This is a genomic window from Pseudomonas sp. PARCl1, from assembly GCF_947311875.1.
Lineage (GTDB): Bacteria > Pseudomonadota > Gammaproteobacteria > Pseudomonadales > Pseudomonadaceae > Aquipseudomonas > Aquipseudomonas juntendi.
Map to the genome: position 1 here is coordinate 66,048 of NZ_CAMZMX010000020.1, position 12,653 is coordinate 78,700.

Consider the following 12,653-nt stretch of genomic DNA (forward strand, 5'->3'; position numbering starts at 1 on the left):
CTCTACTCAAACTCGTAGGTATTCACCTTCAAGACGCTACAGTTCTCCTTAACCGAGCGCTGCACAGAGTCGTCAAAACCGCCAGTGCTGCTGGCCTGGATATCGATAGAAATGGTTACATTCACACCATGCTTGGCGGTGAACTGCTGAATCACTTCATCAACCAGCGTTGCAAATTGCATTTTGGCTTTGACCGGATCCAGCTCGGCGCTGGCATAAAACTGTGTTGGCAATGCCTTGGCCACCGGCACATCGTTTGAACCAGAATAACTGCCACCCGACACAGCACCACTAGCTGTTCCGCCGGAGCTTCCAGAGGGTATGACATGCTCCCCTACAGGCGGCTTCACTTTGGACTCCTCGCTAGCCGCGGCCTCCTTGGCTCGGAGCCGCTCGGCATAGTCCGATGCCGCACTTGGTTCAATTAGCAGACAAGAGCCATCGAGAATCACCGAGGTTGGCTTACCGTACACAAATCCTGGATAGCGGTCGCCTTCTTTACCTTGCGCTACGCCGAAAAAGTCCTTGCTCTGTACCCCAAGGTTCAGCGTGCGGGCAAACACTTGATCGTCTCGCAGGCGCGGAAGGTACAGGTAGCAGCAGGTTTTCTGCCACACATCCAGCGCACCCACCTCAGCCACGCCGTCCTTCCAGAACCAACGCTTAAGCATGTTGGACAGATGAATCGGCGCCCACTCGGAGATCAGCAGTTCGTTTTCCCGCAGAACCTTTTCGATCTCCTGGGACAGGCTCGAAGCACCCGGGTTGATGTTATAGGGCTCCCAAACGATCTCTGTCAGATTGCTGGCGTGTTGCACAGGCGTCAGCAGCCATTTCCAAGTTTCGCGCAGGGTGCGGTTCAGCGTCTCGCGTGCCTGCTCCAGACTGGCTGAGGCATTTTTGGCCATCAGGTTGTCAAGCGTAAGGCGGTTGTCCTTGTAATCGCTGACTATGGACTCCCAGGCCAGCACCGAACGGGCGTGATCCTTCAAGCGGCCTACGTTGTCCGCATCCGCTGCCAGAAAAATCAGGCGGTTTTGCTTTTGACGAGGTTGCTCACCTCGACTTTTAAGGATCTCCAACGCCTTATTTAGCGCCGCATTTGGCCCGGTTTTGCTGTATGGCGAATCAGGCGCAAGTACCACCAGGCGCAGCGTCCAATCATCCGGCACATCGGCACTGCCGGTAAATACGTGCACGCCACCGAAACAACCATTTAGATTGTTAAGGCGCTGACGCAGAGTAGGAAACACATCCTCGCGATCCTTGAAGCGCTTCTTACGCTCCTCCATCTCGCGACGCAGGTTCGGGCGAGTGTCGAACCAGTAACGACTGTTGGCACTGTTCAGGTAATGCAGTTTGTCACCCAAGCGTCGCAATGCATCTTCATACAAGCCCAGTTGCTGCTCCGGCTGAGCGCTGCCCAGCAAGACACGCTCCAGCTCGATACCGCGAATCAGCTGGCTGGAGGTTGTCGGCGCACTACCGAGGAAAATCGTACGTGCAGTTCGACGGCAGGCATGCACCGCCCCAAGACGTGCATCGTGATTCTCGATGGCTACGGTTTCGGCGCGCGGCCCATCAATGTCCCGATCCACAACCGGATCCCAGCCTGCCGGCAGGTAATAGGTAAACTCGTTGCGGGTGTCGGTATCCGCAAACGGCAGGCTGCCTGCCATGATCAACGGATCGTTGTTTCCGTCTTTCCACAGGCTGTAGATGATCTTGGCCATCATCTTCAGCACTCCACGTGTACGCTGGAAGTTATCCAGGCTCGACCAGTCGTCATACAGCCGGTCAAACACTTCCGGATGAATGGGGTAAGCCTGCTTCAGACGCTCGAAGTAATGGATTTCCTGGGTTTCGGACGGGAACTTGCCGCTGTGAGCAATGTAGAACTCCGCAAACTGCCGGCACACCTGCTCGGCAGCCAGTTGGTCGTTGATGCGACTGAACAGGCGACGCCGAACAATCTCGAACGCTTCCTCTGTCGCCACCGGTTTCCACAGCGCCTGCACACGACCAAAGTAGTGCGACAACGCCTCCAAGGCGCGTACACCACGATGGCTGCCGGCTTCTTTATCAGACTCAGGCAGCGAGGCCAACATCACCGCTGTCGGCACAGCCTTAAGCGCCTCGGTCAGCGCCTGGACAAAGGTCAAGTTGGAGTCGAAGGTTCCTCCAGCCAGTGAAACGCCTTCCTCGAACTGGCGGATATATGCCACCAACTCGTCCACCAGAATGACGCAAGGTGCATAACGGCTCAGCAGTGTGACCAGAACATCCTTACCCGGCGACGTGCCAGAAAGGTCAGCGTCACCAACCAGCGCATAACCCTCTTCACCGCCCAACTGCCAGGCCAATTCGCCCCAGAGCGTGCGCACTGAACAGGCGCCATACCGAACCGGCTGATTGGGGGAGGACTTGATGCCATCCAACACCACCACCCGCGCCGGAGCCAACTCGGTAACACCGGCTTTGTTCAAGATAGTCCCAACACCCGGCATTTCACTGGCCGGCACCTTGCCCCGAGCCAAGTGATAAACCGCCAGCATCGTGTGGGTCTTGCCGCCGCCGAAGGCCGTCTGCAACTGAATGACCGGATCGCCACCCTTGCCGGACAGACGCTTAACCACCGAGTCCAGCAGCAAACGCATGCCCTCGGTGATAAAGGTGCGCTGGAAGAACAGCTTCGGGTCTTGGTACTCCGCAGTCGCCGTCCCGGTATGCACGCGGGTCATATCCGCAGCGAACTCAGCCTGAACAAAGGTACCGCTGCGCACGTCTTCGTGGGGTTCGGCGATCAGACGCCAGGGTTTCAGAGTCATTTCTTTTATTCCTTTACAGCAGAGGCATACGGCAACAGTACTGCTACTCGTACGCTTACAGACGCGCTCAAGGGCGCAGTGAAATTGATTTGCCAGAACATTTCGCGTCGATCTCTGAACAGAACGTCTGAAGGGAGCTTACCCAGGCCTCACTTTACCCCAAGCCTGCTGCAAACATTCATGCTCAGGCAGTAGCTTGAAAAACTGCTCGCCGCCCAAAAGCGTATCGCTCAGCACGTTGACTTCGGCCTGAACTCGTACGCTCAGGCCTTCGTGCAGATGGCTTGCTCTTCGCAGTTTCAGATTTACCGCCTGTTGAAACTCCAGCAACCCATCGACCAGTTGCCTGAGCGCCCTAATATCTTTCGTCTCTAGCGGTATGTTCACCGAGTGTTCTTCCGCAAGCTGCCGCACTAGATCGTTGTGGCTCAGGTACTTATCGCGAATCCGCTTGAGCCCCGAACCATCCCAGACACTTCGAACAATGGACTCGTCAACGCCCAAGCTCGGCTCCAATGTCGACAAACGCAAAAGACTCAAATTCTGCTGTTGGCCGCCTCTACCGGTCGATGCCGGATCCATTAAGCGGGCAACTCGTATCAGCAGCGACTCGATGTAAACCGCTTGCGTCAGCCCAAATAGCAACGGAGTGCACAGCCCACAGCTGCGCCAGCCCTCGCCTTGTGGCTGGAAAAAAAGATTTTTGGCAGCCTCCCAGATCACCTGAATGCCGGCGATCTCCCTTTTGATGAGGCTCCAAAGTTCATCTGCTGTAGCCTCTTGTGCAGATGTCATATCCAGTTCCTCAGATATCCAGTGCGCTCTGGCTGCCAATGTGGCCAGCTTGCCGACTGGATTGTTCAATGCCGATCCAGGCTCCTTGCAGTTCGTTGTAGGCGCGGGCTTCGCTGGCCCATCCCTGGCGTTCGCATAGGGTGTAGAGGCGGTAGGTCAGCGCGGTGAGGCCGGCGGTTTTGTCGGGCATGCGCGCCAGCAGTTGGCCGGCGGCGGTTTCACCATCCTGGTTGAGGGCGCGGATCACTTGGTGTAAGGCTTCCCAAACTGCCAAGCGGTTATCAGTTTCTGGTGCCCAATCACGCGGCATATCCGCCCATTTGAGGAGGCGCAAGTTACCGGCGCTGCTTTCAACCACGCCGGCATCGACCAGGCCGCCGACGCTGGTGCCCTTGGCCCTGGCCAGCACATCGGCATCGCCGTATTTGCCGTCGGCCCAGCCATGCTGCTCGAACCAAGCGAGGCAGAACTGGGTGTCGTGGTCAAAGTCGTCTTCGCCGATAAAGCGATTGATCAGTTGCAGGGCACTGCGCACAGTCATCGGCGAGCCGTCAGCCTCAAGCACGGAGCTGTGCTTGCTGAACACTTCCATGCCGGGACCGATGATAGCCTGCGACAAGTCCACCGGGGCCACCGGCGAGTTGATACCGCCGCGCGTCATATCCAGCAGTGCATCCGGTAAGGTGGCGTTGAGTTCGCGGATAAATTCGCGGCGAGAGATGGTCGGCGCATCGGCAGCACGCGGGCGGCAGACCAGCACGATGCTGGAGGCCAGAGCGTTCGTACCTTTACCGATCAAGCGCCCTGCACCCTCTGTACGCATCGGCCAAGTACCAGTCAGAGCGAAGCCGGCCTTAAGCACAGCGCCGAGGAAGGTTTCCCAGCCCGTGCTGGAGGTGCCGGCATCTCCCTTGGTTTCCGCCTGCTTGAAGGCGTAGTAAATGGTCACCGGAAAAGCCGGGTGGGCTAACGCGGCAAGGTTGTGTATGGCAGCGGTCATGCCTTCGAGGAAGAACTCTTCGGCCTCCTTCTTGCCACCATGGCGGTACGGCGTAGCCACCAGTTCCTCGGCCTTCGGCACCGCCAGGGTGGCATACAGGCTAGGAAAGACCGGCCTCAGCACACGGCGCAGCCAGACATAGAAGAAATCCGATAGGTCGGCATAGCCGATATTGTCGTAGTACGGCGGGTCGGTGGAGATCAGCTTCCCCTCGCTGATCTGTTGCGTCTGGGCATCCTGCTGATAGACGTGCCCCTTGCCATCTTCAGGCAAGTCACGCACTGCCATAGCCCCTTTATCAATAGCAGTGGCAAGACTCCCGCCAGCATCGGCAAACGGATTTGCTTCAGCAAAGTCCCAAACCATTGGGATAGCTTGGCGAGCAAAAGTTTCACGGAACGCACCACGATCATTCATCCAAGAGGCGACAGTCGAGCCGATATTGCTGACCTTGCTAATAGCAAACGCCAGATATACCGCCACCGCCTGCGCATAGGATGTAGCCCCCGTGCCGCCCTGATCCAGCCCCAACCCATCGTCAACCATGCCTGCGGTCAGTGCATCCTCCCGCACGCGGACGATGGCTTCCTGCACCAGATCGGACAAGGTGGTCAGCGCGACCAACTGGCGGGGGGTAAATAGGTCGCCAAACTTGCCCAGTCCATAATTCAGCGTCCAAAAATTGCGGGGGTCGTCCGGCAAACTGGTTTCTGGTCGCCACTCAGGTTGGGCTTGCGCCGCGATAGCCTCGTGCTCGCCTATTGGCTCCAGATAAACACGGCCACGGGTGCCTTCGGCCACGATGGCCATCAACCGTTGACCAAGGCGACCAGCAACACCTTCGGCCTTGATGTAACTCGGTTCAATCGGCGTATCGGACAGCAGGCACTGGAAATTAGCCCCGCGTGACAGCTTGGTGCCGTTCTTCGCAGATACCGGTGGCGTGCCCACTCTCACGCTAAAGCGATAATTATCACCATCAATCATCGGCTCGACATAGGACTCCTTGCCCGCCTTGCTGGACAAGATAAAGGTGCTGGCCAGCGGTACCTCGGCATGACTGAACGCCGGGTTGGGGCTTTTCACAGTGCGCGCCCATAGCCAGGCAATCACTGTGAGCTTCTCGCCATGGTACTGCGCCAGATCCGGGCGCTCGGCGACCATTTCGGCAGTAACTTCGATCTGCGGGTACAGATGACCGATGCGTTTTTGCGCCTCCTCTCGCATCCAGGCGCCATAGCGACGCACATCCTCGGCTAGGCCCTTGGTCCCCGACCAGTCCTCGAAGGCGTCGCGGGTCGCGCGTTTCTTACTGTCCTTATCGGCATCGATCTCCGGCCCGACCGGCGAACGGCCGGCGAACTTCGGAGGGATCTCGATCATCGCCTTGTTGATAGTCACCGCCACCGGATTGAGGTCGGAGGCGTAGCTTTCCAGCCCCAGTCGCTGCGCTTCCAGTGGCAGCGCACCACCGCCGGCAAAAGGATCGTGGAAGCCCGGCAGCTCTTCCGAATTGAATAGCTCGGCAGCCTGCGGGTGGCTCTTATTCAGCTCGCAAGTCTCGCGCCAGCTTTTCCAGATCTCCAGCCGTGCGCGCTCCAACACCTCCTCGTTGTTGGTGTTTTCCCACTGCACCAGCTCCTCGATGATCTTGAACAGGCGCTCGCGTTCTGCAGCGGCCTTTTCTTTGTTCACCCCACGCCCGAGATGGCGCTCGTAGCCAGGGTCATTGACCATCTGCGCAAAGATCACCGCCCGCGCCGCAGCCAACGGCCGCCTCGCCCACCACAGATGCAGGGTGCTGGGATGACCATGACGGATAGACTTTTCACGGGCAGCTGCGACGTTGATTGCATCCAGCGGCAGAGCGACTTCGATGAGTTTTTTCGGAGTTTTGATTGCGTATGTCACTGAATAATCTCGATGTCACAGGACAGTCGACAGCATGTACCGATATGGCGCTTGCTGCAGAAACTGCTGAATGTCTTGGGGGGCTTGCTGCAACACAGCCAATGCGCTTTTTAGCCAGCGCTGACGCTCATCAACCAGGTTGGAATCTCTGTTAAGACCAAGCATGTCACGAGTCTGAATGACCACATGCTTACGCTTCCGAGTCAGGCCAGCAATAGGCTCGATGGTCCCATCGGTTGAGAGCGTCCATTCACCGTTGCAACCCGGCCCGGGTTCGATGGGCAATAGACCGTTGTTCTTTTTCTGCCCGCAGGTTTTGGGGTTGATGCAGCTATGGCCATAGTTGGTATAGGTGAAGCACAGGTGGGGATGCGCGTTGGCACCTGCTTTCGGCTTTATATGCTCAACCTGCCCTGTAGTGGGGGCCAGTGAACTCTCACAGTATACGCAAAGCCCGCCCTGATCAGCGTTGAGGTCAGCCTTCACAGCCTGCTTTACCGGCTGGAATGTAAGGCTGTCGAAATCAGCTACTGAAGCGTGCGGATTAGTAGCGACAAATGCGGTAAATGCAGGTGTCGGGACAGCACGATGACGCAGCTCGATCATGCCTGCCCCGCCTTATGCTGCGCCAAAAAACGCCAAGTGATCAGATCGCTTTCATGGACTTGATAACCGGCCTGATCAAGCTCCTGGCGTAGAGCCTTGGCCTCTCCAGAGCTTTCCTGGCCAGCGCGCACTAGCTGCTCAAAATGGCGTATCTGCTCTTGAATCGGCAATGGCGGCTCACGATGGGTACCCATGATCTTGGCCAGCGCATCACCTGATTCATGTGCCAGCGGACTGAACTCAGGCATAGCTGCACACAATCCAAATTCCGTCTGCTCTACAACTCTAATGCATTCTCGACGAACAGTGCTGAGCACCTGCGGGCTATGGGTGGTTACGATGAATTGGATTTCAGGAAATGCGCTTTGCAAGGACGCAAGAATCGTCTGCTGCCATTGCGGATGCAGGAACATATCCACCTCATCGATCAGCGCGATACCGGGCGTTTCCAAGGGCGCACGCACTCCGAGATGGGGATTGAGCTTGCAAGCTCGAAACGCCAGATCGGCAACCATGGCAATGGCATTACGTAGACCGTCACTGAGCATATCGACTGGCATTACGCCCTGCACCGGATGGTGCATGACCAGCTGCTGCTGATGGCTGGCACTGTACTCCAGATCATGCCAGCCAGTAGGAACCTCAGTCAGGGTATTGATGGCCGTCTTGATCGCCTCAATGATTTGCGAAAAACGCTGACCTTTGGACGACAACTCCGAATTTCTTTCCAACGCCGTCAATTGCTCTTCTCGGTAGCTGCGGTAGATCCACCCGAACCACGCTGTGAAGGTTTTAAAACTTGAAGAATAAGACAAGCAATTGAGATAGCCGGAAGTGCGAGAGTATTCGCTCTTATCAAGAGTCGTTTCGGCAGCAACTGAAGTGAAACGCCCCTCGAACCACAGGCGCGAAGTACCTAGATAGCTCAGCAGAGGCAGTGTAACGTGCTGATCCCTACGCACGAGGTCCTCAAGCTCTTTGCCAAAAGCAGTCAGCGCTCTGCTACCAACGTTCCCAGTAGTGTTGGTGTTCTTTTTCATGCTGATGCGTTGCTGAATCCAAGAGTAATCGCGCTCAGTCGTTGACCAATCCCCACAGACCTCAATTACGCTAGGCAACTGCGGTTCCATATTGTCCTCGCTGAGCAGCGCTAGTCGCACGTCAGTGTTCTGAATAGTAGCCGACTTACCGGTCTGACTACCCAGATCAAATCCCTTAACAAAGGGCCAGAGCGCGACCCGTGCCGCATCTAGCAGAGTGGTCTTACCAAAGCCATTGGGAGCAATCAGCACGGTTAGCTTGTCGTGGAGATCAATCTCAAAGTCCTGATAGCAGCGATAGTTCTCCAGGCGCAGCTTGGTTAATTTCACTGACTTTCCTCCGGCGTGATCGCACGCGATAGCAATTCGCCCAGGTCGTAGTTGACGCTGGCTATGCCGAACTCCGGCTCGCTCTTGAACGGGTGCTTGATGTAATACGGACCGTCTGTCTGATCGCCATCCACCAGCACGATGGCGAGGATGTATTTCTCGCCCTGGTTGTAGCTGGAGAAGATCTCGTTCTTAGTCACGGTGACAGTGGTTGAGCCCCTTACGCGTCCTTTGACCTCGATATGACGGTCGTCCTTGATGCTGCCATCGGCGGCAACCGGCGGACGCGCAGTGATATCCCAGCCACACTTCTCGGCAGATACATCCTTGACGCTGTGTCCCAAAGCCTGCTCGGCTGCGATCACGGCATGCATGGCTACCCACTCGATACGCGAGCGTGCCTCTGCATCTGCACAAAAAGCGGTATCACCCTGACGCTGGGCTAGCAGGCCAGCAGGTATCACCAATGCACCGCCAATCACTATTGGGGTGGAAGAGCTAACCTGTTGCATAGCTTGAAGCTCACGGGTGCGCTGCTCCAGCCGGGCTGTCAGTTCCTCATAGCGGCGACGCGCATTCTCCGGCTGCATACGCGGCTGCTTACCAGCAGCCACGTCCTCACAGAGCTTGAGGTAGCGATCAGACCAGTAGTTGATTTCCTTAACCAGACGCTCATGTACAGCCGCGAGCACGCGTTCGACCTGGCGCTGAATGCGAGCTTTCACTTCGCTGTAATGGTCGGGCACTAGCTGTTGCGAGGCGTGCTCTAGCGCAAGGTTTTCCAGATTTTGCTGCATCCAAGATGCGCCCAGTACGTCCTGCACCAGGGCCAGCTCACCCGGTTTGATCGGCAAAAGATCTAGGTGCGGTGCCCAGCCCGCATTGCTGCTGTGGCCTTGAGGGTCGATTTCGACAAACTGTAACCGGCGCGAGACGATCTTGGGCTGTTCTGCGCCGTCGCTCGCACTCTCACGCACACTGTGATCAAGCATGAACAGTACTTTGGGAATCAGGCTGTCGTCATTGGGGTCAACCAGTACTGAACCTTGCTTGAGCTTGCCACGATGGGCACTGAGCGTGATATCGGTCAGCGTCTGCATCAGTGGATGGCCAGGATGGATTAGATCGGCCATAGGCTTGCCCGGCACGCGCACCTGCTGTTTCTCGAAGCAGATGCGCTCGTACTGCTTGAGCACAGGCGTACGGGTTTCTCCGATCACTCGGTCACGCTCGCGCAGGACAGCCGGCACATGACGAATCTCAAAACGCGCAGGCTCGCGGTTACGAAGCTCTCCACCAACGCTGGTAAAAGCCTCATTGAAGAAGGCACGGATGAAATAGGGCTGCAGCTTTCGGGCTTCTGCTTTCTCCATTTCCTCTTTGACTGCATACAACTGGTCGAGGCTCATATGCTGCTCGACCAGCGCGTTGCGACGAAGGATTTCACGCAGGTGTTCGGTATCCAGCGCCCCTTCTATGACCTGGTTTTGCCGCTCACGCACCTCCGGCGAGTCGCCATAGCGAATGGCTTCGATCAGTAGATCCTTGAGTGAGACATTGTCGAAGGCCTCGCCAAGGATGTCGAATACTTTGCCGCCCAGCGCCTGCTTCTCAATCTCTAGCTTTTCGAAAAGCTTCTGGAATACCTCACCTTCACGGGTTTCGTTGGCGACAATGTTCCACAGATGGCAGACTTGATCCTGACCAATACGGTGGATACGGCCGAAACGCTGCTCCAGGCGGTTGGGGTTCCAGGGCAAGTCATAATTGACCATAAGATTGGCGTTCTGCAGGTTGACGCCCTCGCCGGCCGCATCGGTAGCAATCAGCACCAACACCCGCGGGTTGTGACGAAACTCTTCCTGCACCTTGCGCCGCTCATCGCGGTTGGTACCGCCATGAATGGTGACGATGGCCTGCGAATCACCCAGCATGTCGGCGATGCGCTTAACCAGATAATCCAGAGTGGCGCGATGCTCAGTGAAGATAATCAGTTTGCGGCGGTTCTCTCCGTTGTACATCTGTGGAGAGTCTTGCAGTAGGCAGGACAACTCTTCCCATTTGCGGTCACTGCCGGAAGCCACCAGGCGCTGCGCTTGTAGCTCCAAGCCTTGCAACAAGCAGATTTCAGTTTCCATCTCAGCGATAGTTTCGGCAGCGCTCGCCTGGTCTACCAATTGGTCAGCGAAGAGCTCGTATTCATCGGCACTGAGCTCGTCTTCCATCTCGTCGAGGTTGTCTGGCACCTCGATGCGCTTTTTCTCCAGGTAAGCGCCCAACACACTGGCGACACCGCCACCGCGCAGGTGAAGCTTTTCTTCCTCAATACGATTTTCCAGTCGCTTGCGACGATTGCGCAGCGACTGATAAATGGCTTCAGGGCTGGAAGCCAGACGGCGCTGCAGTTGAGTAAGCGCAAAGCCGACGTTGTTCTTGCGCTGACCATCGAGGCGATCAGCCAAGTTCATCTGGTTGCGCACGTACTCTGTTACATCGTGATAAAGCGTCGCTTCCTGCTTAGACAGAGAGTAGTTGGCTGAGTAGGCGCGCCGTTCCGGGAATAGCCTGGTGCCATCGAACTTAAGCAGCTCTTCTTTGACCATGCGTCGCATGAGGTCAGATACGTCGACCTTGTGGGCACCCTCTCGGAATTTGCCGTAGAAGCGGTCGCCATCGAGCAGCGAGAGCCAGATTTGAAAGTCTTCTTCCTTGCCATTATGTGGGGTAGCCGTCATCAGCAGGAAGTGACGAGTAATCGAACCGAGCAGCTCACCCAACTCGAAACGCTTGGTCTTGTTAACCTTGTTACCGAAGTAGTTGGCCGACAGCTTGTGAGCTTCGTCGACGATGATCAGATCCCAGTCGGTATTCTTGAGCTTGAGCTGGTAGTCCTCGTTGCGCGACAGCTGATCGAGACGGCAGATCAGCAGGTTTTGCTCCTCGAAGTAATTGCCTGTGGCGCACTGCTCCTGTTTCTCGCGGCTGAACACCTCGAACTTGATGCCGAACTTTTCCAACAGTTCGTCCTGCCATTGCTCAGTAAGCGAACCTGGCGATACCACGAGGATGCGCCGAGCATCGGCTCGCATCAGCAACTCGCGGATTAGCAGACCGGCCATGATGGTCTTACCGGCGCCAGGGTCATCGGCCAACACAAAGCGCAACGGCTGACGTGGCAGCATGGACTCATAGACGGCGGAAATCTGGTGCGGCAGCGGATCGACGTTGGAGGTGTGCACTGCCATCATCGGATCGAACAGATGGGCCAGCTGGATTCGCCAGGCCTCCAAGGCCAGCTTGAAATCGCTACCTGGGGCATCAAACGCCCAAGCTCTACCGGCTTGGGCCAGTTCAAGACGGGATTCGTCGCTGCGAAACAGCATTTGGTCACCGTAGCCGCCCGCACTCTTCTGGTAGACGACGCTGATCGCCGAGTCACCGACCTTGTCGACACTGACAATCTTGACCACCTCGTCGCCATGCAGGCCACGAATCTGGGCGTCTTTTTTGATGTCTTCCAGCTTGAGCATCGAAAGCTTCCAGCGTTTGAGAAATCCGAGAGTTTACGTGGATACGCTGAAAGTGACACCAGTTTCTAGGGCCACAGGGCGCCCAGGAAAGCGCTGGCTCTCACGTTTTTCCTAAATGCGATCACCATGTTGATAGTTGCGAAGGCGAGGCGCGTCCAGACGCCCCCTGTGCTGCAGGGTCAGGAGGGAATGGGTTTTCGCATGTGGAACTAGCATTACGACCGAAAGGTGAAAAGAAAATCCGATTTCCCTGAACGAATTTCCAGCGACCTATAACGTAGCCGTTCGCTTTTTAACCGACGCTGTATTCCAAAGGGTATTCCATCAAAATACAAAACTACAGAAACAGCTTATAAATCAGCAACGTTTAACACCGTTTAAGATCACCCCGGCCCACCGAATTCCAAAGAAGAAGGCGCCCTCGGGCGTAATCCTAGTCAGTTAAGCCTTAGTGGCAGCCATTGGTCTGCTTCGCAGTCCATCGCCGGCAAGCCAGCTTGTATGGTTAGACTTGAAGGGAGGAGGAGGGACAAAGCCAGCTTCTGACTGTTAGCGCAGTACAGACCGTGGGAGACCTCGCCCCTCCTCCCTTTTCACCCAAGCGCCGATAAAG

At 56.5% G+C, this 12,653-nt stretch carries 6 protein-coding genes; all 6 read right to left on the reverse strand.

Features of this window, described 5'->3' with window-relative positions; all coding sequences use genetic code 11:
* Positions 1-2: 2 nt before the first annotated feature.
* The 6 genes from QME24_RS13335 to QME24_RS13360 all read right to left on the reverse strand — a co-directional run bounded on the left by QME24_RS13335 (position 3) and on the right by QME24_RS13360 (position 12,040).
* Positions 3-2,828 (reverse strand): DUF499 domain-containing protein, encoded by a 2,826-nt coding sequence (locus QME24_RS13335; RefSeq protein ID WP_280091279.1) that lies wholly within the window; start codon positions 2,826-2,828, stop codon positions 3-5.
* A 138-nt stretch (positions 2,829-2,966) separates the two neighbouring features.
* On the reverse strand, positions 2,967-3,692 hold the full coding sequence (locus QME24_RS13340; RefSeq protein WP_280091284.1) for a hypothetical protein: 726 nt from the start codon (positions 3,690-3,692) through the stop codon (positions 2,967-2,969).
* Positions 3,634-6,534 (reverse strand): DUF1156 domain-containing protein, encoded by a 2,901-nt coding sequence (locus QME24_RS13345; protein WP_280091280.1) that lies wholly within the window; start codon positions 6,532-6,534, stop codon positions 3,634-3,636. Before QME24_RS13345 ends, QME24_RS13340 begins: the two co-directional genes overlap by 59 nt.
* A 15-nt stretch (positions 6,535-6,549) precedes the next feature.
* Positions 6,550-7,140 carry a retron system putative HNH endonuclease gene (locus QME24_RS13350; RefSeq protein ID WP_280091281.1) on the reverse strand — a complete coding sequence of 197 codons (591 nt, stop codon included), beginning with the start codon at positions 7,138-7,140 and terminating at the stop codon, positions 6,550-6,552.
* Positions 7,137-8,510 (reverse strand): AAA family ATPase, encoded by a 1,374-nt coding sequence (locus QME24_RS13355; RefSeq protein WP_280091282.1) that lies wholly within the window; start codon positions 8,508-8,510, stop codon positions 7,137-7,139. The genes QME24_RS13350 and QME24_RS13355 overlap by 4 nt, the downstream gene beginning before the upstream one ends.
* Positions 8,507-12,040: a helicase-related protein gene (locus QME24_RS13360; protein ID WP_280091283.1), complete on the reverse strand. Its 3,534-nt coding sequence runs from the start codon at positions 12,038-12,040 to the stop codon at positions 8,507-8,509. The genes QME24_RS13355 and QME24_RS13360 overlap by 4 nt, the downstream gene beginning before the upstream one ends.
* Positions 12,041-12,653 lie beyond the last annotated feature (613 nt).

Coding starts and splice junctions, on each gene's coding strand:
- QME24_RS13335 (WP_280091279.1), bottom strand. CDS start 2,828: ATGACTCTGAAACCCTGGCGTCTGATCGCCGAACCCCACGAAGACGTG.
- QME24_RS13360 (WP_280091283.1), bottom strand. CDS start 12,040: ATGCTCAAGCTGGAAGACATCAAAAAAGACGCCCAGATTCGTGGCCTG.
- QME24_RS13350 (WP_280091281.1), bottom strand. CDS start 7,140: ATGATCGAGCTGCGTCATCGTGCTGTCCCGACACCTGCATTTACCGCA.